The sequence below is a fragment of the Pseudomonas sp. SC11 genome (genome assembly GCF_047039205.1).
GTDB classification, from domain to species: domain Bacteria; phylum Pseudomonadota; class Gammaproteobacteria; order Pseudomonadales; family Pseudomonadaceae; genus Aquipseudomonas; species Aquipseudomonas boreofloridensis.
The window spans coordinates 4,206,024-4,232,001 of the sequence record NZ_CP178183.1 but is presented as its reverse complement, the minus strand read 5'-3'; the positions used below and the strand labels follow the sequence as shown (position 1 = coordinate 4,232,001).

The 25,978-nt window shown below is 64.5% G+C and carries 22 protein-coding genes; 9 read left to right on the top strand and 13 right to left on the bottom strand.

The features are described 5' to 3' along the window. The first annotated feature begins 129 nt into the window (after nt 1-129). From ACK2SD_RS18885 to ACK2SD_RS18870, 4 genes are read left to right on the top strand one after another with little or no spacing between them, the layout of a single operon-like run. Entirely contained in the window at nt 130-1,308 is a 1,179-nt protein-coding gene (locus ACK2SD_RS18885; protein WP_295481333.1) for an acetyl-CoA C-acetyltransferase, read from the top strand. A gap of 10 nt (nt 1,309-1,318) precedes the next feature. Continuing rightward, complete coding sequence (locus tag ACK2SD_RS18880) at nt 1,319-2,317, top strand: NAD(P)H-dependent flavin oxidoreductase (protein WP_295481334.1); 999 nt, start codon at nt 1,319-1,321, stop codon at nt 2,315-2,317. Continuing rightward, nucleotides 2,304-4,418 carry a 3-hydroxyacyl-CoA dehydrogenase NAD-binding domain-containing protein gene (locus ACK2SD_RS18875; protein WP_412460565.1) on the top strand — a complete coding sequence of 705 codons (2,115 nt, stop codon included), beginning with the start codon at nt 2,304-2,306 and terminating at the stop codon, nt 4,416-4,418. The genes ACK2SD_RS18880 and ACK2SD_RS18875 overlap by 14 nt, the downstream gene beginning before the upstream one ends. 32 nt (nt 4,419-4,450) lie before the next feature. After that, nucleotides 4,451-5,218, top strand: a complete 768-nt coding sequence (locus ACK2SD_RS18870) for a 3-hydroxyacyl-CoA dehydrogenase (RefSeq protein ID WP_412460564.1) — start codon at nt 4,451-4,453, stop codon at nt 5,216-5,218. 68 nt (nt 5,219-5,286) lie between these two features. Here the strand turns inward: ACK2SD_RS18870 and ACK2SD_RS18865 are convergent, their stop codons facing one another. From ACK2SD_RS18865 to ACK2SD_RS18830, 8 genes are all read right to left on the bottom strand, one after another. Then, nucleotides 5,287-7,950, bottom strand: coding sequence for a LuxR C-terminal-related transcriptional regulator (locus tag ACK2SD_RS18865; RefSeq protein WP_412460563.1), 2,664 nt, complete (start codon nt 7,948-7,950; stop codon nt 5,287-5,289). 99 nt (nt 7,951-8,049) lie between these two features. Further along, nucleotides 8,050-8,208, bottom strand: coding sequence for a rubredoxin (locus tag ACK2SD_RS18860; RefSeq protein ID WP_295481338.1), 159 nt, complete (start codon nt 8,206-8,208; stop codon nt 8,050-8,052). Next, complete coding sequence (locus tag ACK2SD_RS18855) at nt 8,205-9,095, bottom strand: fatty acid desaturase (protein WP_412460562.1); 891 nt, start codon at nt 9,093-9,095, stop codon at nt 8,205-8,207. Before ACK2SD_RS18855 ends, ACK2SD_RS18860 begins: the two co-directional genes overlap by 4 nt. Before the next feature lie 134 nt (nt 9,096-9,229). Beyond that, nucleotides 9,230-11,842, bottom strand: a complete 2,613-nt coding sequence (locus ACK2SD_RS18850) for a LuxR C-terminal-related transcriptional regulator (RefSeq protein ID WP_412460561.1) — start codon at nt 11,840-11,842, stop codon at nt 9,230-9,232. Between the two features lie 90 nt (nt 11,843-11,932). Continuing rightward, a complete protein-coding gene (locus ACK2SD_RS18845) occupies nt 11,933-13,156 on the bottom strand; it encodes an NAD(P)/FAD-dependent oxidoreductase (protein ID WP_295481341.1) in 1,224 nt (407 codons plus the stop codon). After that, entirely contained in the window at nt 13,153-14,718 is a 1,566-nt protein-coding gene (locus ACK2SD_RS18840; protein ID WP_412460560.1) for an AMP-binding protein, read from the bottom strand. Before ACK2SD_RS18840 ends, ACK2SD_RS18845 begins: the two co-directional genes overlap by 4 nt. A 36-nt stretch (nt 14,719-14,754) precedes the next feature. After that, nucleotides 14,755-15,858 carry an NAD(P)-dependent alcohol dehydrogenase gene (locus ACK2SD_RS18835; RefSeq protein WP_412460559.1) on the bottom strand — a complete coding sequence of 368 codons (1,104 nt, stop codon included), beginning with the start codon at nt 15,856-15,858 and terminating at the stop codon, nt 14,755-14,757. A gap of 20 nt (nt 15,859-15,878) precedes the next feature. Then, nucleotides 15,879-17,327, bottom strand: coding sequence for an aldehyde dehydrogenase family protein (locus tag ACK2SD_RS18830; protein WP_412460558.1), 1,449 nt, complete (start codon nt 17,325-17,327; stop codon nt 15,879-15,881). A gap of 220 nt (nt 17,328-17,547) precedes the next feature. On the opposite strand from ACK2SD_RS18830, the gene ACK2SD_RS18825 reads away from it, so the two are divergent. Then, nucleotides 17,548-18,336 carry an enoyl-CoA hydratase/isomerase family protein gene (locus ACK2SD_RS18825; protein WP_412460557.1) on the top strand — a complete coding sequence of 263 codons (789 nt, stop codon included), beginning with the start codon at nt 17,548-17,550 and terminating at the stop codon, nt 18,334-18,336. 131 nt (nt 18,337-18,467) lie between these two features. Here ACK2SD_RS18825 and bfr read toward each other — a convergent pair whose 3' ends face one another. Together bfr and ACK2SD_RS18815 are read right to left on the bottom strand one after the other, a co-directional pair. After that, entirely contained in the window at nt 18,468-18,941 is a 474-nt protein-coding gene (gene bfr / locus ACK2SD_RS18820; RefSeq protein ID WP_029613238.1) for a bacterioferritin, read from the bottom strand. A 200-nt stretch (nt 18,942-19,141) separates the two neighbouring features. Then, complete coding sequence (locus ACK2SD_RS18815; RefSeq protein WP_029613237.1) at nt 19,142-19,363, bottom strand: bacterioferritin-associated ferredoxin; 222 nt, start codon at nt 19,361-19,363, stop codon at nt 19,142-19,144. A 212-nt stretch (nt 19,364-19,575) separates the two neighbouring features. On the opposite strand from ACK2SD_RS18815, the gene ACK2SD_RS18810 reads away from it, so the two are divergent. Next, the gene (locus ACK2SD_RS18810; protein ID WP_295481347.1) at nt 19,576-20,178 is read left to right on the top strand and encodes a peroxiredoxin; all 603 of its coding nucleotides are present in this window, start codon (nt 19,576-19,578) and stop codon (nt 20,176-20,178) included. Nucleotides 20,179-20,289: 111 nt separating this feature from the next. On the opposite strand, the gene rnt is transcribed toward ACK2SD_RS18810, so the two are convergent. Both rnt and pyrC read right to left on the bottom strand, forming a co-directional pair. Then, nucleotides 20,290-20,955 (bottom strand): ribonuclease T, encoded by a 666-nt coding sequence (rnt, locus tag ACK2SD_RS18805; protein ID WP_029613236.1) that lies wholly within the window; start codon nt 20,953-20,955, stop codon nt 20,290-20,292. Continuing rightward, nucleotides 20,952-21,998, bottom strand: a complete 1,047-nt coding sequence (pyrC, locus tag ACK2SD_RS18800) for a dihydroorotase (protein WP_412460556.1) — start codon at nt 21,996-21,998, stop codon at nt 20,952-20,954. Before pyrC ends, rnt begins: the two co-directional genes overlap by 4 nt. A 130-nt stretch (nt 21,999-22,128) precedes the next feature. Between pyrC and ACK2SD_RS18795 the strand changes: the two genes are divergently transcribed. Continuing rightward, on the top strand, nt 22,129-23,109 hold the full coding sequence (locus tag ACK2SD_RS18795) for a flagellar protein MotY (protein ID WP_412460555.1): 981 nt from the start codon (nt 22,129-22,131) through the stop codon (nt 23,107-23,109). A gap of 128 nt (nt 23,110-23,237) precedes the next feature. Further along, nucleotides 23,238-24,455 carry an argininosuccinate synthase gene (locus ACK2SD_RS18790; RefSeq protein ID WP_029613234.1) on the top strand — a complete coding sequence of 406 codons (1,218 nt, stop codon included), beginning with the start codon at nt 23,238-23,240 and terminating at the stop codon, nt 24,453-24,455. Nucleotides 24,456-24,528: 73 nt separating this feature from the next. On the opposite strand, the gene ACK2SD_RS18785 is transcribed toward ACK2SD_RS18790, so the two are convergent. Then, entirely contained in the window at nt 24,529-24,963 is a 435-nt protein-coding gene (locus ACK2SD_RS18785; RefSeq protein WP_304484016.1) for a hypothetical protein, read from the bottom strand. Between the two features lie 374 nt (nt 24,964-25,337). On the opposite strand from ACK2SD_RS18785, the gene ACK2SD_RS18780 reads away from it, so the two are divergent. Further along, nucleotides 25,338-25,964: a response regulator transcription factor gene (locus ACK2SD_RS18780; RefSeq protein WP_342649504.1), complete on the top strand. Its 627-nt coding sequence runs from the start codon at nt 25,338-25,340 to the stop codon at nt 25,962-25,964. Nucleotides 25,965-25,978 lie beyond the last annotated feature (14 nt).

The following is a 25,978-nucleotide window of genomic DNA, read 5'->3' as shown; positions in this document are numbered from 1 at the left end:
GGCGCAGATTAGTCCTAACGAACGGCGCGGCGCCCGCGGCGAGCTCCTAGGCTGTGATGCAACGCGCCACTGCGCATCAAGACACCTGCCGAGCACGCGGGTAATCCGTTCGGGATGAGGAAAACAGCCATGAGCCAAGCCTATATCGTTGCAGCCGTTCGTACCGCGGGAGGCAAGCGCAAGGGCCACCTGTCCGGGTGGCATCCTGCAGACCTCTGCGCCCAGGTGCTCAATGAGCTGGTGGCCCGCGTGGATGTCGATCCGTTGCGTATCGACGACGTCATCGTCGGCTGCGTCAGCCAGATCGGCGAGCAGTCCAACAACATCGCCCGCAATGCCGTCATGTCGTCGGTGCTGCCCGAAAGCGTGCCCGGCACCAGCCTGGACCGGCAGTGCGGCTCGTCCCAGCAGGCGCTGCATTTCGCCGCGCAAGCGGTGATGTCCGGCACCCAGGACATCGTCATCGCCGCCGGCGTGGAAAGCATGACCCGGGTGCCGATGTTCCTGCCCAGCACCCTGGCGCACGAGCACGGCTATGGCCTGTACGTCGGACCGGCGATGCAGGCGCGTTATCCGGGCGTGCGCTTCAGCCAGTTCAGCGGCGCCGAGCAGATGGCCCGCAAGTACCACTTCAGCCGTGACGACCTCGACCGCTTCGCCCTGCGCAGTCATCAGCTGGCAGCGCAGGCGGTTGCGGCCGGGGTGTTCGACAACGAAGTGTTGCCATTGCCGGTGCGTACTGTCGAGGGCGGTGCGCAGGACGCGCTGCATCGCATCGACGAGGGCATCCGTTTCGACGCTACGCTCGAGGGCATCGCCAGCGTCAAGCTGCTGCACGAAGACGGCGTGATCTCCGCCGCCAATGCCAGTCAGGTCTGCGATGGCGCCTCCGGGGTCATGGTGGTCAACGAGCGCGGACTGAAGCTGCTCGGCGTCGAGCCGCTGGCGCGCATTCATCACATGACTGTGCTCGGCCATGACCCGGTGATCATGCTCGAGGCGCCGGTACCGGCCACCCTGCGGGCACTGGAGAAATCCGGGATGCGCATCGACGACATCGACCTGTACGAGGTCAACGAAGCCTTCGCGCCGGTGCCGCTGGCCTGGCTCAAGGCCCTGGATGCCGATCCGGCACGGCTCAACGTGCATGGCGGCGCCATCGCCCTGGGCCATCCGCTGGGGGCTTCCGGCACCAAGCTGATGACCACGTTGATCAACGCCCTGCACCTGCGCGGCAAGCGCTATGGGTTGCAGACCATGTGCGAGGGCGGTGGCATGGCCAACGTCACCATCGTCGAGCGCCTGTGAGGAGCCTGCCATGAAGACGCGAATCACCGAATTGCTGGGTATCGAACTGCCGATCGTCCAGGGTGGCATGCAGTGGGTCGGCCGGGCCGAGATGGCGGCGGCCGTGTCCAATGCTGGTGGCCTGGGCATGCTCACCGGGCTTACCCAGCCGACGCCGGCGGCGCTGCGCGAGGAAATCCAGCGCACCCGCAGGCTGACCGACAAACCCTTCGGCGTGAACCTCACCATCCTGCCTTCGGTGAACCCGCCGCCTTATGCCGAGTACGTCGAAGCCATCATCGACAGCGGGGTCAAGGTGGTGGAGACCGCCGGCAACAGCCCGACGGCCTTCATCGCCCGCTTCAAACAGCATGGCGTGCGCATCCTGCACAAGTGCACCTCGGTGCGCCACGCCCTGTCGGCCGAGCGCAACGGTGTGGACGTGGTGTCCATCGACGGCTTCGAGTGCGCCGGCCACCCCGGCGAGGACGATGTCGGCGGGCTGGTGCTGATTCCGCTGGCAGCGCGGGCGCTGACCATTCCGGTGATCGCCTCGGGCGGCATTGCCGACGGACGCGGTTTGGCCGCAGCGCTGGCCTTGGGCGCCGAGGGCATCAACATGGGTACGCGCTTCTGCGCGACGGTCGAGGCGCCCATCCATCCGGCCATCAAGCAGGCCCTGGTGGGGGCCAGCGAACGGGAAACCAACCTGATTTTCCGCACCCTGCACAACAGCGGACGGGTGCTCAAGACGCCGGTTTCCGACGAGGTGGTCGGTATCGAACGGCGTCCTGGCGGCTGTGAATTCAAGGACATCCAGCACCTGGTCGCCGGCCACAAAGGCCGCACCGCCTTGGAAACCGGCGACCTGCAGGCCGGGTTGGTGTGGGCCGGGCAGGTGGTCGGGCTGATCGACGACATCCCGACCTGTGCGCAATTACTGCAACGCATGGTTGAGGAATGCCGGCAGAGCCTGCGCCTGGCCACGAGCTATCAGGTCAGTGAGGAGTACGCCCATGTACCGGGGTAAAACGCTCGCGGTGCACGCACTGGACGGCGGCTTGGTCGAGTTGTGCTTCGACCGCCAGGATGAGGCCGTGAACAAGCTGGACAAGCTCACCGTGCGCGAGCTGGGTGACGCCTTGGCCCTCATCGCCGCCGCCGAGCAGGTGCGTGGGTTGTTGCTCAGCAGTGCCAAGGACGCGTTCGTGGTCGGTGCCGACATCACCGAGTTCGCCCAATTGTTCGCCCTCGACGCCGACGCGATCTGCGCCGACGTCGGCCATTCCAACCAGACGTTCCTGGCACTGCAGAATCTCCCGCTACCGACGCTGTCGCTGATCAATGGCTATGCCCTTGGCGGCGGCTTGGAGTTGGCGCTGTGCACCGACCTGCGGGTGCAGGCGAGCACCGCTGCCATTGGCTTGCCGGAAGTCAAGCTTGGTCTGATTCCAGGCTTCGGTGGCACGGTGCGCCTGCCACGGCTTGCGGGCATGGCGACCACGGTGCACTGGATCACCTCCGGGTGCTCGGTCGGGGCTCACGCGGCACGGGAGGCGGGTGTGGTCGATGCCACGGCCGAGCCTGCGCATCTGCGTGACACCGGGCTGGAGCTGCTGCGCCGCGCCGTCGATGGCGCGCTCGACTGGCGTACGCTGCGCCAGCGCAGGCAAGGCGCGGTGGCTGGCGATACGTCGCTCATCTCGGCGACGCTCGAGAGGCTACGCGCGCGCGCCGGCAGCGAGCACCAGCCGGCGGCAATCCTCGCCCTGCAACTGTTGCAGACGGCCGCGCCGCTGGACGCCGAGCAGGCGTTGAAGCACGAGACACGCACCTTCGCCCGTGTGGCCCTGACGCAAGCGGCGGCAAGCCTGGTGCAAGCCTTTCTCAATGGCCAGGCCCTGAAGAAGCAGATCCGCCAATGGCGCGCCGGGGGTCGCCCGGTGACGCGCTGCGCGGTGCTGGGTGCCGGCATCATGGGCGGCGGCATCGCCTACGGTACGGCGCTGGCCGGCCTTGAGGTGACGCTCAAGGACGTGCAACTGCCGGCGTTGCAGACGGCCATGGCCGAGGTGCGTCGGTTGCTCGACAAGCGCGTGGTCGCGGGGCAGTTGGATCCGGCCGGGGCGGCAGCTGTCACGGCGCGGATCACCCCGCTACTGGCCTATGAAGGTTTCGATCAGGTGCAGTTGGCGATCGAGGCCGTCACCGAGCGCCTGGACGTCAAGCGCAGCGTGCTGGCCGCGCTGGAGCAACAGGTGGCCGCAGACACGGTGATCGCCAGCAACACCTCGTCCCTATGCCTGAGCGCACTGGCCGACGTGCTGCAGCACCCGCAACGGCTGGTCGGCCTGCATTTCTTCAACCCTGTGCCACAGATGCCGCTGGTGGAAGTGGTGCGTGGCACGCAGAGCGACGCGACCAGTCTGGCGACAGCGGTGCAGTACGTGCTGGCGCTGGGCAAGACCCCCATCGTGGTCAGCGACTGCCCAGGCTTTCTGGTCAATCGCCTGCTCACGCCCTACATGCTCGCCTTCTTGAGCGTGCTGGAGGCAGGGGTGGACTTCGTGCAGATCGACCAGGCCATGGAGCGTTTCGGCTGGCCGATGGGGCCGGCCTATCTGAACGATGTGGTCGGCCTGGACACAGCGGCGCATGTGTTTCGCACCATCGGCGCCGCCTATCCCCAGCGCATGGACGCCCACCTCAGCGAGCACTTGTATGCGCTGGTCGCCGCTGGCCGGTTGGGGCACAAGAACGGCGTCGGGTTTTATTGCCATACGCCGCACGCCAGTGACCGCGCGCAGCACACGCCGAGCGCCGACCTGTATGAGGTGCTGGGCCTGCCAGCGCCCCGCCTCACGGTTAGCGACGAACGGATCGTGCGTCAGTTGATGTTGCCGTTGCTGCTCGAAGCCGTGCATTGCCTGGATGAGGGCGTGGTGGAAAGCCCCGCGCAGTTGGACACCGCCGTCACCCTGGGGCTGGGTTTCCCGCGCCACCTCGGCGGGCCGCTGAAATACATCGACTGGCTGGGGCCACGGCAGGTGGCCGAGTGGGCACGCGACGCCGGTCTGGCCATCCCGGCCGGGCTACAGCGTCTCTGCGAGCTGGAAGGTCGATTCTTCTGAACGTGATCGGCTGCGGCCGGCGAGGAGCGAACATGCACATTCAAGACAAGGTTTTCCTGGTGACCGGCGCCGCCTCCGGACTCGGTGCCGCCACCGCCGAGCACTTGATCGGTGCCGGTGCCCGGGTGGTGCTGGCGGACATGAACAGCGAGCGCGGTGCGGCCCTGGCCGACCGTCTCGGCGAGCGTAGCGCTTTCATTCGCGTCGACGTGACCTGCGAAGATGATGTGCAGGCAGCGATCCGCCTGGCCGACGAGCGCTTCGCCGGTTTGCACGGGGCGATCAGTTGCGCAGGTATCGGCAATCCGGAAAAAGTGCTGGGCAAGGAACGGCCGCATCGTCTGGACAGTTTTCGCAAGGTGCTGGAGGTCAACCTGATCGGCACCTTCAACGTGATCCGACTGGCGGCCGATTACATGAGCCGCAATCCGCCAAGCCCGGAGGGCGAGCGTGGCGTACTGATCAACACCGCCTCGATCGCCGCCTTCGAAGGCCAGATCGGCCAAGCGGCCTACGCCGCATCCAAGGGTGGCGTGGTCAGCCTGACGCTGCCGGTCGCCCGTGAACTGGCGCGTAGCGGCATCCGTGTCTGCACCATCGCCCCCGGCCTGTTCGCCACGCCCATTCTCGACATGCTGCCGGAGCCCGCGCGCCAGGCGCTGGGCGACCAGGTGCCGTTTCCTTCGCGGCTGGGCCAGCCCGAGGAGTTCGCGCAACTGGCCCGACACATCATCGAAAACGTCATGCTCAATGGCGAGACCATTCGCCTGGATGGAGCGCTGCGCATGGCCCCCCGCTAACGCCGCTGAGCCACTGAGCGCCGGCCCCAAGGGGCCGGTTGTCGTTTGCGCAGCCGCTCAGCAGCGGCTTACAGCCAGCCTTGGCGGCGGGCGATGGCCACCGCCTGGGTACGGGAGTGGGCATCGAGCTTGGCATGGATGCGCCGCAGGTGCGCCTTGATGGTGGTTTCGGAAAGAAAGATGCGCTCGGCGATCTCACGATTGCGCAGGCCTTCGGCGATGTAATGCAGCACTTGCAGTTCGCGCTTGCTCAACGGCTCGATCAGACGCTCGCTCGGCGCCGATGGCGACGCCGCAGGCGAGTTCGGCGTTTCACCGATGTGGCGAATCAGGTGCTCGACGAAACCGCGATTGACGCCTTCGGGCAGCGCTGCCTGTCGATGCCGGCAGTGCCACAGGCGCAGCACGGCGAACAGCGGCTCGCCTTCGTCGAGGAAACTGCGCACGAAACCCTCGTCGCTGGCGATCTTCAGCGCCTCGGTGAGCTTCTGCAGCGCCGCTTGGCGTTTGTCCTGGGCCTGCAGGGCCATGGCCAGCAACAGGGTCAGCTTCAGGCAACGGCGCAGGCGCAGGTGCTGACGGGCCTGCTGGCAGGCGTCGCGCAGGCACGGTTCGGCCTCGTCTGCGCGGCCGGTGAGGATCGCCAGGCGCCAGCGCATCAGTTGCGGCGTCTCGATGTCCTGGGCTGGCAGGGTGTAGCCGGCCAGGGCCTGCCACAGCGGCATGGCCTCGACCTCGCGCACGATCCGCTCGCTCAGGTACAGATCGCCTTGCAGGCAATGCAGCCGTGCCTGTTCCAGACGTGCGCTGGCGCGCACCCTAGGCAGGTTCAAGTCCAGGCCGATGTTTTCCAGTTCGGTGAGATGGCGCAGCGCCGTTTCCCGGTCGTCGTCGCAGGCGGCCAGGCGTGAAAGCAGCAGGTAAGACAGGATCAGCGCATCGACATGACCGTTGTGCCGGGCGTAGGGCAGGCACTCGCCAATCAGGCGCCGCGCCGGGTCGAGACGGTTCATCTCGTAAAGCACTTCGGCCAGCGGCACGCCGATCATCGCCCGCCCGCCTGGGGCGCCCTGGCGACCGTCGCGCCACGAGGCCCGGTAGCTGGTCTGCAGGCGGACCTGGGCTTGCAGCAGGCGCCCCTGAAGCAGGTCGATACAGCCCTCGTTGTAGTCGTTGATGGCCCGGATGAAGGTCTGGCTGATCTGCCGTTGTTCGTTGATGACCTGGTTGGTCAGGTCGCGCGCCTGCTCGTAGCGATTGGCGGCGATCAGGTGATGGCAGAGGATGCTCACCAGGATCCCGTGTTGCAGCGGTGCGTCGGTGGGCACGTGCGGCAGGTGCGCGCTGCAGGCCTGGAAGCAGGCATCGACCTGATCGCTCAGCGCCAGAACCAGGCATTCCAACGTGCGGGCCTGCACGGCGCCGTCCGGCCCCTGGCGTTTGATCGCCTCGATGTGCGGCAATGCCTGCGCGTAGCGCCGATTGAGAATCAGGGCCCAGGCCAGGGCTTGGCGCAGGCGTGGATGAGGGACCAGCCACTGCGGCGCAATCTGGTCGAACCAGCGCAGCAGGCGGCGTACCCGACCCGCCTCGAGCAGGCTCTGCGAATGCACCTCCAGCAGGGCCAGGGCCGCTGCGGTGTCGTCCGCCAGCAGCCAGTGATCGATGGCGCGGATGGGGCGATCTTGCTGCAAATACCACTGCGCGGCCCTGCGGTGCAGGTGTTGGTAGCGATCAGCGCCACGCCGCACCGCCTGGTTGCGCAGGTAACTGACGAACAGACTGTGGTAACGGTAGTCGCTGCCCTGGCTGTCCAGCGGCACCAGGAACAGGTTGTCGCGCAGCAGCCGGTCAAGCATGGCCTGGCTGTCATGGCGTTGCAGCAGCCAGTCGCAGGCGGCGGCGTCGAAGCGATCGAACACGCTGCTGGCGAGCAGGAATTCCTGCACCGATGGCTCCAGGCGGTGCAGGATGTCCTCGGTCAGATAGTGGGCCAGATCGCAGTGGCTGCCGGAGAAATGCGCCAGCAGCGCTGCGGGGTCGTTGTGGCACGGCAGCGACAGGGTCAGCAGTTGGATGGCGGCGACCCAGCCTTCGCTGCGGGCATGCAGCAGTTGGATGTCCTGCTCGCTGAGCGTTCGGGCCAGTCGGGCGTGAAGCAGGCGCGTGGTTTCTTCAAGGCTCAGGCACAGGTGTTCGCGACCGATTTCAAGCAATTGCCCATGGGCGCGCAAGGTGGCCAGGCGCAGCGGCGGGATGCGCCGGGTGCTGACCACCAGCTCGCCTTGGGCGGGCAGGTATTCGAGCATCTGTTGCAGCAGTGCCAGTACATCCGGGGAGTCGAGCACTTCGAGCTCGTCGAGAAACAGCGAGAACGGCTCCTGGCACAGCGCCAGTTGCTCGATCAGCCCGGCAGTGCGTGTACCGCTCTGGCGGTGGCTACCCCACCCGGCTTGCAGGTGGCGCACGAAACGCTCCAGGTCGTTGTCGGCGCTGTCCAGGCTCAGCCACAGGGTACGCCGCTTGTCGCGCGCGCAGGCTTCGAAGTATTGCAGCAGCAGGGTGGTCTTGCCGAATCCGGCCGGTGCATGCACCAGTACCAGTTTGCGCGGTGCGCGATGGGCGAGGCGTTCGAGCAGGTCGAGCCGTGGCTCCTGCTGGTCGGGCCGCGGTGGCGCACGCAGCTTGGACAAGATCAAGGGTGCGCCGGGCAGGGGGGCGGGGTGGTTCATCAGCGACTCCTCATCCCCGCAGCCGACCGGGCCGCAGGGACGCTGGTGGCGTTGGACCGGGCTGCACGCGTGCGATGCCGTCGCAGGCCGGGCCAACTGTCAGATTGGGTCGAAATCGACCTTGGTCGCGCCGCAGTCCGGGCACATCCAGTCATCGGGTACCTCGCTGAGCGGCGTACCGGGCGCGATGCCGTCGGCAGGCAGTCCAAGGGCCTCGTCGTAGATGAACGAGCAGTAGCGGCATTGCCAGCGCTTCATGCGGCATCCCCCCGGTCGTGGGGCTGTCCATCGACTGGCTGCAGGCCGAAGGTCTTGACCACCAGGGGCGAGTTGGCCATGTGCTCGGCGTGCTTGAGCTCCCACAGTTTGATCATGTTGTAGAACGGCGCGGTGGGGTACAGGTGATGCATCAGGTGGTAGTTCTGGTAGGCCAACAATGGTGTCAGCAGCCATTCGGCGCCGGGGCGGATGTTCGAGGCGCGGTACTCGTTCTGCTTGGCGGTGGTCTGGAACGGTTCATGGGGCAGGTAGACGAAGGCCATGACGAACAGGAACGAGCTGATGCGCGTCGGGAGAATCCACAGCATCAGCGCTTCCAGGCCGTAGCCTGCGACGGTCAGGCCGACCAGTGCGGCGATGATCACGGCGAAGTGGATGAGCAGGCGTGGCAGCAGCTTCTTGCGCATGGCCGCCGGGGCGCGCATGAAGAAATACTGGGTGTAGAAATAGTCGAAGTTGCTCCAGCGCAAGGGGAACAGCCAGTCCATCTTGTGCCCGAAATGATCCGGGTCCTGGCTGAGGTCGTTGGTGAAACGGTGGTGTTGCATGTGGATGAAGCGGGCAACGTTGAACGGCGCGATGGGCCCGAAGAAGATCATGCCGATGTGGCCGGGCAGTTCGTTGATCCACTTGATGCGGGACATGGCGCCATGGGAGGCGTCGTGCACGCAGCTGAACAGCAGGTAGATGGTCACGCCGTTGATCACGGTACCGACCCACAAGGGCATGTTGCCCTTGACGGCGTGGTAGTCCACCAGGCCCAGCACGCCGAGTGCGGCGAAGAATAGCAGCAAGGTGGGCCAGGCCAGCAGCGGCGCGGTGATCAAGTTGCGCAAGGGATTATCCGTCTGGGTCGCGGTGCTCATGCTGCCTCCACGGCGAATGCCGATGTTGTTGTTGTGGCTTCACTGTGGCACTGGCGATGGCTGTCGAGACTAGGAAAAAGTCTGGTTTGCCGATGGGCAGAGGATGCCGCCGTGCGTGCGCATGGCGGGGACGCTCAATGCGGGCGGCTGAGCAACTGCAACTGGTGGGCGGCGACCAGCGCACCGGAGCGGTTCTTCACGCCGAGCTTGCCGTAGATGTTGTAGACATGCCATTTGACCGTGGCCAGGGAGATGAACACCTGGTCGGCGATCTGCTGGTAGGTCATGCCCGAGTCGAGCAGCGCCAGCAGTTCCAGTTCGCGTCGCGACAAGGGCTCGGGGAGGGCGGCGGGGCTTTTCGGCTGACTGGGCAGTGCCAGCGCCTGGCACAGACGCTCGAACAGCGCCTCGGCACTGGGCGACAGCGGTACTGAGGCCGCGGTGCTGCGCAGCTTGCGTAGCAGCGGTTCGCAAAAGCGGCGCAGGTCCAGAAAGACCCTGTACAGACCGTGCTCGCTGGCCAGCGACAGCGCGCGGCATAGCGTCTGCAGCGCTTGGCCGCAGTCCTGTGTGCGCTCCAGTTGTGCGCTGCGCACGATCAGCACACGGCAATGCAGCGGTGGTTGGCACTGCACGGCCGGCGTGCTCAATAGCGCGAGGCACTGCTGGCCAGCCTTGTGCAGATCTTCCCGCGCACAACTGAGCAGCAGCTCGATGTAACCCTGATTGACGCACGGCACCCGACGCGTGTCGTGGTGCTCGGGCTGCTCCTGCAACACTTCGAGCGCCTGCGCGGCCACCAGTGCCTCGCGGGTGCGGCCGTGGTCCAGCAGCAACTCGATGCGCGTCTGCTGCACCAGGGTTTCCAGGCGCGGCGGATAGACCGCCGTGATGCTCTGCGCCTCATCGAGCACCTGCAGCGCTTCGCCAATGCCCGCCCGTGCTGCCAGACGGGCACGCACGGCAATGCCCGAAATCGCGGTCTCGATCAGGCCGTGACTGCCGATGTGCCGGTAGCCGATGTCCAGGTAGTCGCTGGCCACACCCAGTTCGTCGCGTTCATGGGCGATACGCGCCAGGAGCAGGGCACAGGTCGAGAGGATCGCCGAATGCTCGCCGATCTGCCCGGCGGCACTGAAGAACTGCTCTTCGAGTAGCAGCCGGGCATGCTGGTGGTCACCGAACTCCAGTTGGTAGAGCGCATTGAGCAGGTTGACCCAGATCTTGCCGTAGACGCTGCCTGAGCGTTGGATCGCCGACACTGCCCGCAGGCTGGCGGCGGTAGCGCCAAGGCAGTCGGCTTCGAGCTTGCAGGCGAGCAGGCGGGCACTGGCGATCACGGCGATGTCGAAGGCGTCGGCGTCGGCGTGGCGCGTCAGCCAGTCGAGCGAGCGCTGGGCGACGCCGTCAGTGGTATCTTCGAACACCGCCAGCACTGTGTCGAGCAGGTCCAGCTTCGACTCGTGCGCACGGCGCACCTGGGGCGTCAGCTCGGCGTCCTGCTGCAGCGCCGCCCGCAATTGCCGCACGCGCTCGTGCGCTTGCGGCCAGCAATAGGAGAATGCCAGCGACCAGGTGGACCAGTAGACCAGTTCGTTCCAGCCGGACAGGCTGCTCACCGGCATGTCACGGGTCCACTCCACCAGGGTCGGCAGTTCCCCCAGGTTGCGCACCAGAATCTCGCTGGTCCGGCTGATCACCAGGCGAGCGATGCGCGGCTGGGCACTGGCCCTGGCGTAGTCCGCCGCGCGCCGATACTGTTGCTGGCGCAGCGCGGCGCGGGTAGCGCGGATCAACAGTCGACGGGTGTGCCCCGGTTCTGCGTTGCGTTCGAGCAGCACGGCGCGCAACAGCGGATGCAGTCGGTAGTCGTCGAGGTTGCGGTCGGTGGGCTCGATGAAGGCGCGCATGCGGTACAGGGCTTGTAGCTGCGCCTGGCTGTCACGGCGTTGCAACACCTCATCGCACAGGGCGACACCGGCACTGCCCAGCACGGCGAAGTCCGCCAGAAATTGCTGCTGCGCCGGGGTCAGGCGCGATAACACCTGCTCTTCGAAGAAATCGCGCAGGTAGCGGTCACGGGCGCCGAAGCCGGCCAGTTCGGCGGAGCGCCGGACATCCTGGGCCAGCGTGCGGCACAGCCCGACGGCCAGCGGCCAGCCTTCGCTCAACTGGTGCAGGTGGGTGCGCTGGCGAGCGGGCAGTTGGCCGAGCAGCAGCGCGCTTTCGTCGGCGCTGAATGCCAACTCGGCGCTGCCGAGCCAGTGCACTTGGCCGCGCCCTTCGAGCCAGGACAGTTTCACCGCTGGGTGCTCGCGGCTGGCCAGGGCGATGTGCAGGCGAGGCTGGGGGAGTGCCAGCAGGCGCTCGAGCAGGGCATCGTTGGTCGGGTTTTGCAGCTGTTCGTAGCCATCGAGGAACACGACCCAGTGGCCCTTGAGTTCGGTGAAGTGCTGCAGCAGGGCCTCGGGCGTGGCGTGAACGCCCGGCAACTGAGCGCAGAGCGCCTGCAGCAAGGCGTGTGCGCTCGAGGCGTCGGTGTGTTCGGGCGAAACCCACAGGCCATGGGCCGACGTCTGCCGCACGTGCTGCATGCAGTAGGCCATGGCCACGCTCTTGCCGTAGCCGCCAGGGGCGCACAGCAAGGTCAGGCGCTGCGACACCAGCGAATCGAGCAATCGCGGGTAGAGATGGCGCGGGATGAAGCCCGCAGGCGGGTAATCCTGAGGCAGCGAGCACGTCTTCATCGTTGTTGTTCTTTTCGAAGTTGGAGGGGTGGTCAAGGCTCTCGGTTTGGGTGGGTCCACGCGCGTCCCTGCGCCACTGGGCGAACGCGCTCAGGCCGGTAATCCAGGCCCGAGCGCAGCGATGTCGAACTCTTCATCGGCCAGCTTCTGCGTATCGATCGGCAGGCCGCTGGCGATCAGCCGCTTGCCGGCGATGAACGCCTTCGCCTGGTTGACGCACAGCGCGCTGAGCATCCGTTCGCCCTTGAGGTAGAAACGACAGAAACTGCCGCTGTCCATGGCGCCCCGTTGTATCACGTGATCATAGCCATCTGCCATGCCTGCGATCTGCAGGCGGGTGGCGTATTGATCGGACCAGAACCAAGGCAACGCATCATGGCGCTTTTGCACGCCGCAGAGGGTTCCTGCTGCGACCCTGGCTTGGTCGCTGGCGTTGGCTAGGCATTCCAGGCGCACGTGACGCTGCAGGTGGTGGCTGGGAAAGCGGGTGCAGTCGCCAGCGGCGACGATGTGCGGATCGCGGGTGCGGCAGTGCGCATCCACCAGGATGCCGTCTTCGACCTCCAGCCCCGCGGCCTCGGCCAGTTCGGTGTTGGGCTGTACGCCGATGCCGATCACCACCAGGTCTGCGTCCAGGCGTCGGCCATCGCTGCACAGCACCCCGGTAACGGCGTCGTGACCGAGCAGTTCGCTCACGTGGCAGCCTGTCTCGATGGTCACGCCGTGGGCGGCGTGCAGGGCCTGGAAGAAGGCTGAGACCGGCGCGTCGACACTGCGTCCGAGGATGCGCGGCGCCGCCTCCAGCACCTGCACGTGCAGTCCCGCTTGGCGCAGACTGGCCGCCGTTTCCAGACCGATGTAACCGGCGCCGATGATCACGGCGTTGCGGGCGGTGGGCAGTTCGGCACGCAGCCGATCGGCATCGGCCAGGTCGCGCAGGTAGTGCACGCCACGCAGGTTCGAGCCTTTGAGCGGCAGTCGGCGCAGGCGGGCACCGGTGCACAGCGCCAGCTTGTCGTAGGCCAGGCGGGTGTGGTCGGACAGCACCACGTGGCGGGTCTGGCGGTCGATGTGGGTGACGCGGGTGTTGCTCAGCAGTTCGATGGCGTGTTTGTCCAGGCTCGCCTGCGGATGGATGATCGCCAGCTCGCTGTCGCCCTTGAGGTAGGCCTTGGACAACGGCGGGCGGTGGTAGGGCAGGCCCGGTTCGTCACCGATCAACAGCACACGGCCTGGCCAGCCTTCCTGGCGCAGGCCGACTGCCAAGTGGATGCCGGCGTGGCTGGCGCCGACGATGATGCAGGTGGCGTTCATGCGCAGACCTCCTGGTCGCTGGCGTTGGGCCGCTCGACCCGCAGCAGACGCTTGAGCAACTTACCGGTGGGTTCGCGCGGCAACTCCTGGCGAAACTCGAGGCTGCGCGGACACTTGATCGATGACAGGTGCTCACGACAGAACTGCAGGAGCGTGGTGGCCAGGGCGTCGTTGGCCAGGCTTGTGTCGTGCAGTTGGATCAACGCATGCACCGACTCGCCCAGGTCGGGGTCGGGAATGCCGATGACAGCGGCGTCGAGCACCAGCGGGTGGCTGACCAGCACATTCTCGGTTTCCTGGGGGTACACGTTGACCCCGCCGGAAATGATCATGTTGCTCTGACGGTCGGTGAGGTAGAGAAAGCCTTCTTCGTCGAGGTGGCCGATGTCGCCGACGCACGCCCAGCCCCGGTCATTGTAGGCTTCGGCGGTCTTGGCCGGATCCTTGTGGTAGGAGAACGGCAGGCTGTCGGAGAAATACACCAGACCATCTTCTCCGGCAGGCAGGCTGCGTCCGCTTTCGTCGAGGATGTGCAGCCGACCGTAGATGGCCCGTCCGACCGTGCCGGGGTGCGCGAGCCAGTCGTGGGTGTTGGACATGGTCATGCCGATCTGTTCGGTACTGCCGTAGTACTCATAGAGAATCGGTCCCCACCAGTCGATCATCGCTTGCTTGGTGGCTATGGGGCAGGGCGCGGCGGCGTGCACCACCACTCGCTGGCTGCTCAGGTCGTAACGCTGGCGAAGCGGCACTGGCAGGTTGAGCAGGCGATGGAACATGGTCGGCACCCACTGACTATGGCTGACCCGATGGGTCTCGATGGCCGCCAGCGCGTTCTGCGCCTCGAATTTCTCCATCAGCACCGCCGTGCCGCCCAGCACATGCACGCCGCGCACCCACTTCAACGGTGCTGCGTGGTAGTAGGGGGCAGGCGACAGGTAGACGCAGCGCTCGTCCACGGCGAAGGCCTTTTCCAGTTGCTGGGCAATGATCTCGGTGCTGCCCAGGGGCTTGCCGGTGAGGGCCGGCTTGACGCCCTTGGGACGTCCGGTAGTGCCCGAGGAATAGAGCATCTCACTGCCCTCGCGGGCGTCCTCCAGCGGCGTGGCCAGGTACGTCTGCAAGGTCTCGAGCAACGCCGGACGACCTTCGCAGGGCGCTTCGAGAATGAACACCTGGGGCGGCGAGGGCAGTTCGGACAGCGCGGCGAGCAGCGCCGCAGTGGCACAGCGGGCGCTGAGGACCAGCACCGTGGCGTCGCAATTCTCGACGATGTAGACCGTCTCCGCCGGGGTCAGACGGGTGCTGAGGAAGGTGTAGTACAAGCCGGCATAGTGCGCGCCCCATTGCAGGGCCGGGCATTCGACGCGGTTCTCCAACTGATAGGCGACGTGGTCGCCGTAGCCCAGGCCCAGGCTGTGATACAGGCGGGCGAGACGATTGGCGAAGGCATCCAGCGCCCGGTAGGTGAGCGAGACGCCGGTTTCGGCCATCACCACTGCCGGGCGCTCGGGTGCGAGCTGGGCGTGGTAGCCGGGGTGGCGGAGCAGGGAAGTGGCCATGCAGCGGTTCCTCGAAAAAACGCAGACGAAAGGCGATCAGTCCATCAGCAGTACTGGCTTGACGCAGGTGCCGGCATGCTGGGCGGCGATGGCCTCGTTGATCTGGGCGAAGGGGAAGGTGGTGACCAGCTTGTCGATCGGCAGTTGCCCGGCCTGGTACAAGGCGATCAGTTCCGGAATCGACGTCTGCGGATCGCTGTCGCCTTCGATGATGCCTTTGAAAACCGTGCCGTTCTGTACCAGTTCGGCGAGCGTGCCCGGCAGTTTCTGCTCCCAGGCCTGGGGCACGCCGACCAGGCCGACGCTGGCGCGCGGTGCCAGGCAGCGGCAGGCGGCTTCCAGGGCAGCAGCGATGCCCGAGGTGTCGAAGAGGTAGTCGACGCCGCTGGGCAGTGTGCGCCGCACACTGTCCTCGAGGGCTTCGTTCAGCGGGTCGAGGGTCAAGGTCGCGCCCAGTTCCAGAGCCAGGGCACGGCGGGCGGCGTGGGGTTCGCTGACGATGATGTGGCGGCAGCCGCGCAGCTTCGCCGCCATGACCGCCGCCAGTCCGACCGCGCCACCGCCGAGCACCAGCAGTGAGGAGCCGGCTTCGCAGGCCAACGCGCGGGCGATGCTGCCAAAGCCGGTCTGGATACCGCATCCCAGCGGGCTCACCAGCGCCAGCGGCATGTCCTCGGGCACCTTGACCACGTTGCGCGCGTTGGCGATGCAGTGGTTGGCGAACGACGACTGGCCGAAGAAATTGCCTGCCACCGGATGCCCCTGGGCATCGTGCAGGTTGCTGCCGCCCTCGCGCATGCCGGTGAAATTGAGCAGACCGAAGGCGTGGCAGTACGACGGATCATGGCGCTGGCAGCGAGGGCACTGGCCGCAGGCACTGAAACTGATGGCGACCGGGTCGCCGGGTTGCACGTGAGTGACCCGGGCTCCGGTCCTCAACACCACGCCGGCCCCTTCATGGCCCAGCACGGCCGGTGGCTGGATCGGCAGCACGCCGGCGGCGGCGACCAGGTCGGTGTGACAGATGCCGACACTGACGACCCGTACCAGCACTTCATCGTCTCGGGGTTCGTCCAGTTCGAGGGTTTCCAGGCTGAACGCCGGGCTGGCGGGGCGGATGACCGCAGCGACAATCTTCATGGCAGCTTCCTTGGTCAGGGTCAGAAGAACTTGAACAGCCAGCGCAGGATCCGGCGTGTGGTCTGGGTGTAGGGCGGGAAGAACAGGCTCGACAGCATTACCCGGCTTTCCAGGATCGCGCGCTCGTGGGAGAAGGCGCGGATGCCCCACTCGGCGTGATAGCTGCCCATGCCGGAGTTGTTCACCCCGCCGAAGGGCAAGTTGTTGTGCAGGAAATGCCCGGCGATGTGGTTGATGCACGACGCGCCAGCGCTGGTGTTGTTCAGCAGGTGCTCGATGGCCTGGCGGTCCTTACTCCAGATGTACAGCGCCAGCGGTTTGGGGGCTTGGTTGATGCGGGCGATGGCCTCGTCCAGCGTGTCGAACGCGATGATCGGCAGCACCGGGCCGAAGATCTCTTCCTGCATGATGCGTGTATCGTCCGGCACGTTTTCCAGCAGCGTCGGTGAGATGAACCGCGCCTGGGGATCGGCCAGCGCGCCATAGCTGGCTTGGGCACCGCGCGCAACGGCGTCGTCGATCAGACCGCTGATGCGACTGGCATGGCGCTCGTTGACGATCCGTGCGAAGGGCGCGCCACGGGCCTGCTCACCCTCGCCATAGACATGGCTCAAGTGGCGTTTGAGTAGGCTGACGAAGCGCGCTTTGACGCTGCTGGCGACATAAATATGGTCGGGGGCGATGCAGGTCTGCCCGGCGTTGAGAAACTTGCCCCAGGTGATGGTTTTCACCGCCATGTCCAGGTCGGCAGTGGCGTCGATGATGGTCGGCGACTTGCCGCCCAACTCCAGCGTGACGCTGGTCAGGTGCTCGGCGGCGGCGCGCATGACCACCTTGCCGATGGCCGGCGACCCGGTGAAGAAGCTGTGGTCGAACGGCAACTCGAGCAACTGGCTGGCGACGCTGGCATCGCCTTCGAAAATGGCCACTTCGCGCTCGTCGAAGGTGCTGCGAATGATCTCGACCATTACCGCAGACAAATGCGGCGTCAGCTCCGAGGTCTTGATGATGACCGTGTTGCCCGAGGCGATGGCCGGCACCAGCGGGCCGAAGGTCAGGGTGATGGGGTAGTTCCACGGCGAAATGATCAGGCAGCGTCCGCGTGGCTCGTAGCGCACCGACGCGCGGGTGCCGAGCATCAGCGCAGTGCTGGCGATCCGCTTGGGCTTGAGCCATGTGCGCAGGTGCTTGCAGGTGTGGCTGATCTCCATGATGACGGTGAGCAGTTCGGTCATTTCCACTTCGATGTCGGGCTTGCCGAAATCCAGGGCGCCGGCGCGGATGATTGCGTCGCGGCGTGCCTCGATGGCCGCGCGCAGGCGCTTGAGTTTGCCGATTCGCGCCTCGACCGTGGAGGTGCGCAGGTGCAGCGCGGTTTCACGCTGGGCGGCGAACACGCGCTGGATATCGGCGCCGCTGGCATTGACGAGCGGGGCGGTCGTGCTGCGGGTGGGGGCGTGGACTGACACTGGCAGGCTCTCCGATTTATTGTTCTGGTGGAGATAGGGGCGACGTGCTTGAGGCCACTATGGCGCAGCCGCGCGTTGCGGGGCTTCGTCACAAAGGACTAAAACGCGGCCATGCACTGGCGAATGCATCCGGCAGGCGGACAACCAGACTAAAGGCGGGGGTACGCGGTGGCGGGCAAGGCTAGGGTGGCGGCAAGACAACCGCCTTCAGGTGCTGCCGATGCGTCCCTATGTTGACTATGTGTTCGACCCCGCCACCCGTTGCGCCACGCTGACGTTCGATCGTCCGGAGGTGTTGAACGCCATCGACGTGGGCATGGCCGAGGCTTTCGGCGTAGCGGTACTGCGCGCCACGGCCGAGCCGGGGCTGCGCCTGGTGGTGATTCGCGGTGCGGGACGGGCGTTCGTGGCCGGCGGCAACCTGCAGCGCTTCGCCGACGACTTCGACCAGGCCGACAGGGTGGTCGATCAACTGCTCGATCACCTGCATCCGGCGATCCTGGCCTTGCACAGCACGCCGGCGCTGGTGCTGGCCTGCGTGCAGGGCGTGGTCGCTGGTGCCGGCCTGAGCCTGATGCTCGGTTGCGACCTGGTCTTGGCCGCCGAAGACACTCGGCTACTGTTGGCCTATAACAAGGTCGCGGCTTCGCCGGATTGCGGCGGCACCTATTTCCTACCCAGGCGTATCGGCGCCGGGGCGGCGATGAAACTGATGGTCGGCCAGGGTGAGTTGAGTGCGCGCGATGCCTGCGCGCTGGGGATGCTGGAGTGGTGCGTGGCGCCCGCCGAACTCGAGCTGCGATTGCAGGCCTTGTGCGACGAGATCCTCAATGGGCCGAGTCTGGCCTTCGGCAGCTACAAAGCGTTGACGCGGGGGCCGGCGCAGGCATTGCGCGCGCATCTGCAGCGCGAGCGCGCAGCGTTCTGCGCGGCGACCAAAACTGCCGATTTTCGTGAGGGTGTCAGTGCTTTTCTGGCTCGCCGTGTGCCGCAGTTCCGAGGGTGCTGATGACTCGGTGGGACACAGTCAGTGAAGGGGCCAGAGGGCCTGCAGAACTCGACAGGCATAAAAAAACCGATGTCATCGGCTGACATCGGTTTGATCTGGATTGCTTGGCGAGGCCGCAAGCGCGTACAGGCTTACTCTTCGCCCATCTGCGACTGCAGGTAGTTCTCGATGCCGATCTTGTCGATCAGGCCCAACTGGGTTTCCAGCCAGTCGATGTGCTCTTCCTCGGCTTCGAGGATGTCTTCGAGCAGGTCGCGCGAGCCAAAGTCACCAGCGGTTTCGCAGTGGGCGATGGCGGCTTTCAGATCGATCAGGCCTTTGTTTTCGATCTTCAGATCGCACTCGAGCATTTCACGGGTGTGCTCGCCGATGAGCAGTTTGCCCAGGTCCTGAACGTTGGGAATGCCTTCGAGGAAGAGAATACGCTTGATCAATTTATCAGCGTGCTTCATCTCGTCGATGGACTCTTTGTACTCGTGCTTGCCGAGCGCGTTCAGGCCCCAGTCTTCATACATACGCGCGTGCAGGAAGTACTGGTTGATCGCGACCAGCTCGTTTCCGAGGATCTTGTTGAGATGCTGGATGACGCTTACGTCGCCTTTCATGTCCGGGTTCCTGCCCTGAGAAGTGAGCCAATAGGCGAAGTCTGAGCCCGACAACTTTCTATGTCAAACCTAAGTTGTTGAATAATAAGTGAAAATTAATAGGAATAAGAATGTTTGTGAACCGCGTTGGTGGGCTAACTTATTGAATTACAGGCATAAAAAAACCGGACACGAGGTCCGGTTCTTTGAAAGGGGGTGTTTTAAGCGGCGGTGAATTCGACGGGGTAGGGCAGTGCAGGCTGCTGGGCGAGCTGAAGTTCGGTGAGGGTCTCACGAACCACCTGCTTGGCCAGGCAGGCGCATTTACCACATTGGCTGGCCACGTTGGTGGCGGTACGGACTTCCTTGTAGCTGCAGCATCCTTCGTAGATCGCATCGCGGATCTGTCCATCGGTGACGCCGACGCAGAGACATACGTACATAGGGTCTGACCATCGCTGGGTGAGTCGATGCGTTGGAGACTAATGGTAATGAGAATGCTTGTCAAAGCACTTGAAGAATGATTCATCTTCGCGCGACCGGCGGTCCGATTCGGCCTGTCATGATATCCCGTGTATGATGGTCGGTCTTTGCAGGATGCCGGGCGAGTCGACTCGCCTGGGCAACGGTTTTCACCCCCATCAGGAGATGACGAATGAGCGTACTCGTTGGTAAACAAGCCCCGGACTTCACCGTTCCAGCCGTGCTGGGCAACGGCGAGATCGTCGACAGCTTCAACCTGGCTTCGGCGATCAAAGGCAAGTATGGCCTGGTGTTCTTCTACCCGCTGGACTTCACCTTCGTCTGCCCGTCCGAGCTGATTGCCCTGGACCACCGCATTCCCGATTTCGAAGCCCGCGGCGTAGAAGTGATCGGCGTGTCGATCGACTCGCACTTCACCCACAACGCCTGGCGTAACACCCCGGTCAACAACGGCGGCATCGGCCAAGTGAAGTACACCCTGGCTGCCGACATCACTCACGAAATCTGCAAGGCCTACGACGTCGAGTCCGAAGGCGGCGTGGCCTTCCGTGGTGCGTTCCTGATCGACAAGAACGGCGTGGTCCGTTCGCAGATCGTCAACGACCTGCCGCTGGGCCGTAACATGGACGAGCTGCTGCGCCTGGTCGACGCCCTGCAATTCCACGAAGAGCACGGCGAAGTCTGCCCGGCCAACTGGAAGAAAGGCGACAAAGGCATGAATGCTTCGCCGGAAGGCGTTGCGGCCTACCTGAGCGAGAACGCCGGCAAGCTGTAATACGGTGTGATGCAAAAAAAACCGGCCTCCTGGCCGGTTTTTTTGAGCGTCGAGTTTTAGCGACAAGCGGCAAGAAAAGCCAGGACGGCGGTGTCCACGCTTGCCGCTTGCTCAGCCGCGCCAGCCGCCCATGTCCTTCCAGCGGTTGACGATGCCGCAGAACAGCTCAGCGGTTTTCTCCGTGTCGTAGCGCGCCGAGTGCGCCTCGCGCCCGTCGAAGTCGATGTCTGCGCTCTGGCACGCTCTGGCCAGTACCGTCTGACCGTAGGCCAAGCCGGCCAGCGTGGCGGTGTCGAAGCTGGAGAAGGGGTGGAAGGGGTTGCGCTTGAGGTCGTTGCGCGCCACCGCAGCGTTGAGGAAGCCCAGGTCGAAGCTGCTGTTGTGGCCGACCAGGATCGCCCGCTTGCAGCCATTGGCCTTCAGCGCTTTGCGCACACCACGGAAGATGTCGGTGAGTGCGCTTTCCTCGCTCACGGCCATGCGCAGCGGGTGATCCAGCTTGATGCCGGTGAACTCCAGCGCAGCAGGCTCGATATTGGCGCCTTCGAACGGCTCGACACGGAAGAAGTAGGTGTGTTCCGGGAACAGGAAGCCCTTTTCGTCCATGCCGATGGTGACGGCGGCAATTTCCAGCAGCGCGTCGGTGGCGCTGTTGAAACCGCCGGTCTCGACATCCACCACCACCGGCAGGTAGCCGCGAAAACGCTCGGCCATGGGATGGCGCGAACCGCCACCGGACGGCAAGTCTTGATCGTCTTCGTAGAGGTCTTCGCTCATACGTTGTCCTCCAGCAGGCGCCAGCGCAGGGTTTCACCCGCACGCAGCGGCACCACCTGGGTATCGCCGAACGGCAGGCTGGTCGGTGCGGTCCAGTCTTCACGGATGAGCGTGATGCGGTCGGTGTTCGCCGGCAGGCCATAGAACGCTGGACCGTGCAGGCTGGCGAAGCCCTCCAGCTTGTCCAAGGCGTTGCGTTGCTCGAAGGCTTCGGCGTACAGCTCGATGGCCGCGTAGGCGGTGTAGCAACCGGCGCAACCGCAGGCCGCTTCCTTGGCATGCTGGGCATGTGGCGCCGAGTCGGTGCCGAGGAAGAACTTCGGATTACCGCTGGTGGCCGCATCCAGCAGGGCCACTTGGTGCGTATTGCGCTTGAGGATCGGCAGGCAATAGAAGTGTGGACGAATGCCGCCGACCAGCATGTGGTTGCGGTTGTACAGCAGGTGCTGCGCGGTGATGGTCGCCGCGACGTTGGCCGGGGCCTCGCTGACGAATTGCGCGGCATCGGCGGTGGTGATGTGCTCGAACACCACCTTGAGCGTCGGGAAGCGCTCGACCAGGCGACGCATATGCTCATCGATGAAGCGTTTTTCGCGGTCGAACACGTCGATGTCCGCGCGCGTCACTTCACCATGCACCAACAGCGGCAGGCCGGTTTCGGCCAGCGCTTCGATCGCCGGGAAGATGTTGTCGATGCTGGTGACGCCCGAGTCGGAGTTGGTCGTGGCGCCGGCCGGATAGAGCTTGGCAGCGAACACGATGCCGCTGGCCTTGGCCGCATGGATGTCTTCGGGGCGGGTGCGGTCGGTGAGGTACAGCACCATCAGGGGCTCGAAACGGCTGCCGGCAGGACGCGCCGCGAGGATGCGCTCGCGGTAGGCTTCGGCTTCATGGGCGGTACGTACCGGCGGAACCAGATTGGGCATGATGATGGCGCGGGCGAAGGTACGCGCCACGTCGCCGACGGTATGTCGCAGCACAGCTCCATCGCGCAGATGGATGTGCCAGTCGTCGGGACGCAGGAGGGTCAGGCGATCGGACATTGGGGTTTCCAGGCGGTTCGAACTCAGCCGCCAATGCTACCGGAAAACCCTGAGAGCGGCACGGCTATCAAGTTTTCCAGCAGGCGTCCGATAGCCTGCAGGTAAGACGTCAGAATTTGTGGAGCCGCCTGTGCGCCAGCGTTACCTACTCCTGCTCAGCCTGTGCGCCAGCCTGCCGGCCGGTGCAATGACCTTCCAGACCCGCATGGAGAACATTGCGTGGAAGGTCGAAGGCGATCAGTTCGAGTGTCGGCTGATTCAGCCCATCGAGGGCTTCGGCAGCGGCCAGTTCGTGCGCCGTGCCGGAGAGCAGCCGGTGTTCCAGTTGCGTTCTGACAGCAACGCGCTGGGCGCCGGCTCGGCCACCCTGTTGGCGGCTGCCGCGCCATGGCAACCCGGACGTGGCGACGTCAACCTGGGGGCCGTGCGTCTAAGCCGCTCCGGCGTGCTGTTCAGCACCTCCCAGGGACAGGCCAGCCGGTTGATCAACGGGTTGCTCGACGGCCGCAGTACCGTGGTGCGCAACTATACCGGCGAGGGCGGCCGTCCCATGGAAGTGCATGTGTTGCCGGTCAGCTTCGCCAAGGCCTACAGCGACTATCAGGTCTGCGCCGCCAAGCTGTTGCCGATGAATTACGATCAGATTCGTCAGACCCAGATACCGTTCCCCGGCACCGGTTTCGAGCTGGACAGCTCGGCACGGGCGCGTCTGGACGTGATCCTCGACTACATAAAGGCCGATCCGACGGTCAACCATATTGAGCTTGACGGCCATTCCGACAACAGCGGCAATCGCCTGGCCAACCGCGATGCGTCGCGGCGTCGTGCCCTGGCCGTGGCCGAGTATCTGCAAGCCCACGGCGTGCCGGAGGCGCAGATCGTCGTACGTTTCCACGGTGAGCGTTATCCGCTGGTCAAGAACAACACCCCCGCCAATCGCGCGCGCAATCGGCGTGTGAACATTCAGCTAGACCGTGTCACGCCGGTCGAGAAACCGGTTGAGAAGCCCCACGACGCGGCGCCTGCCACGCCCGCCCAGCCCGCTGCGGCACCTGCCGCGACCGCTGCGCCAGCGGCCACCGCTGCGGCGGCCTCGGCCAAGAAAATCTGATTTCGACGGAAGGTCGCGCCCGCGACACTTCCTGTCGCTTTGGCATCAGAAGCTGTCGCGCCACTGTAAATTCCTCAACGAGATCGGTAGAATCGCGGGTTTTCCGTACAACCCCGTGGAGTGATGGCATGGCGGACGTAAAGAAGGTCGTACTGGCGTATTCCGGCGGCCTTGATACTTCGGTGATTCTCAAGTGGCTGCAAGACACCTACAACTGCGAAGTGGTGACCTTCACCGCTGACCTGGGCCAGGGCGAAGAGGTCGAACCGGCCCGTGCCAAGGCGCAGGCCATGGGCGTCAAGGAAATCTACATCGACGACCTGCGCGAAGAGTTCGTCCGCGATTTCGTCTTCCCGATGTTCCGTGCCAATACCGTCTACGAAGGCGAGTACCTGCTGGGTACCTCCATCGCCCGTCCGTTGATCGCCAAGCGTCTGATCGAAATCGCCAACGAAACCGGTGCCGACGCGATCTCCCACGGCGCCACCGGCAAAGGCAACGACCAGGTGCGCTTCGAACTGGGCGCCTATGCGCTCAAGCCCGGCGTCAAGGTCATCGCCCCGTGGCGTGAATGGGACTTGCTGTCCCGTGAAAAGCTGATGGACTACGCCGAGAAACACGGTATTCCGATCGAGCGTCATGGCAAGAAGAAATCGCCATACTCGATGGACGCCAACCTGTTGCACATCTCCTACGAAGGCGGCGTTCTGGAAGATACCTGGACCGAGCACGAAGAAGACATGTGGCGCTGGAGCGTCTCCCCGGAAAATGCCCCGGACCAGGCGACTTATCTCGAGCTGACCTACCGCAACGGTGACATCGTGGCCATTGACGGCGTCGAGAAGACGCCGGCCACCGTGCTGGCCGATCTGAACCGCATTGGCGGCGCCAACGGCATCGGTCGCCTGGACATCGTCGAAAACCGCTACGTGGGCATGAAGTCGCGCGGCTGCTACGAGACGCCTGGCGGTACCATCATGCTCAAGGCGCACCGTGCCATCGAGTCGATCACGCTGGACCGCGAAGTCGCTCACCTCAAGGATGAGCTGATGCCCAAGTACGCCAGCCTGATCTACACCGGTTACTGGTGGAGCCCGGAGCGGGTGATGCTGCAGCAGATGATCGACGCTTCCCAGGTCAACGTGAACGGTGTCGTGCGCCTGAAGCTGTACAAGGGCAACGTCACCGTCGTCGGTCGCAAGTCGGACGACTCGCTGTTCGATGCCAACATCGCTACCTTTGAGGAAGATGGCGGCGCCTACAATCAGGCCGACGCGGCAGGCTTCATCAAGCTCAACGCCCTGCGCATGCGTATTGCTGCGAACAAGGGTCGCTCGCTGCTCTGATTGTTGTTGCAGTGAACAAAGCCCGGTCGCAACGACCGGGTTTTTTGTATCTGCAGGTAGTGCTCCGGCCCGCCTACAAGTCGATTTTGTCGCCTTTCTCCAACGCTCGAATCGACAGCAAGATGCGTGATCGGCACTCCAGGTTGTAGAAGATCCACCGGCACTCCCTGCCGGGGGGGCGATCGAGTGCATTGAGCACGTGAGTCTCGATGTTCTTGTGTGCACCGGGCCCTGACAGGGCGATGGTCATGGGCGCCTGGGTATCGGCGTAGAGCGGCTCCTCATCGTCCACAGCGCGCTTGTCCGGGGTGTAGAGCGACTCGTGGTTGAAGTTCAGCGTCAAAAAGAACAGCACGGTAAGGAAAAACGGGAAGCCCACCAGAAACCAGGTGTAGATCGATTGACTGCTCTCGCTCAGGAACGGCAACGAAGCAAGCGCCGACGCCTCGATGATGCCGGAGAAAATGGCAATGATCGTCAAGGGACTCATCTGTTCGGTGCTGTTCATGGCGAGGGCCTCCTTCGGGCTTTGTCCATCTGTACCCTGTCGCCTCGCCGAGAAAAACGCTTGCTGTTTCCCCTCAAGGAAAAAATTACCGGTTGTCATGGGCCCGGTATAACTATTCGCTCCCAAAAGATTGAAAGATCTCACTCGTTGGTCGTGCTATCCACACTTTGCATTTTTGCGGCCACTGGACTTTCACTTGATTGCCCATTCAGGTGATGGAAATCGAACGGATCTGTCGCACAAATGTAGGACGTTTCTATTAGCAGTGTAAGTTTCATCTTTGACTGCGTCCTACTGATGAATCACCGCGCCACAACAGCGATGGCTCGGTTATCGTGGCGCGTCAGAACTTAGAACGGATCAATGGATATCCCATGAATAAAGTACTTATCGTGGATGATCATCCGGTCATTCGCTTGGCCGTACGTATGTTGATGGAGCGTCATGGATATGAAGTAGTGGCGGAGACCGATAACGGTGTAGATGCGCTGCAGATGACCCGGGACTATCTGCCCGATATCGTCGTACTCGACATTGGCATACCCAAGCTCGACGGGTTGGAGGTGATCGCGCGCATGACGACGGCGAGTCCTGGGAGCAAGGTGCTGGTGCTGACCTCCCAGGCCCCGGGGCACTTCTCCATGCGCTGCATGCAGGCCGGCGCGGCCGGTTACGTGTGCAAGCAGCAGGAACTGACCGAACTGCTCAGCGCGATCAAGGCCGTGCTCTCGGGGTATAGCTACTTCCCCAATCAGGCGCTGCACAAGACTCGCAGCGGCGTCAGTGGCGGCAGCGAGAGCGAGATGGTCGAGCGCCTGTCAGGGCGCGAAATGATGGTGCTGCAGCAGTTGGCCAGAGGACGAACCAACAAGGAAATTGCCGATAGCATGTTTCTCAGCAACAAGACGGTGAGCACCTACAAGACCCGGCTGCTGCTCAAGCTCAATGCGCGATCGCTGGTGGACCTGATCGAGCTCGCGCAGCGCCACGGCCTGGCCTGAAACACTTGGGGCCT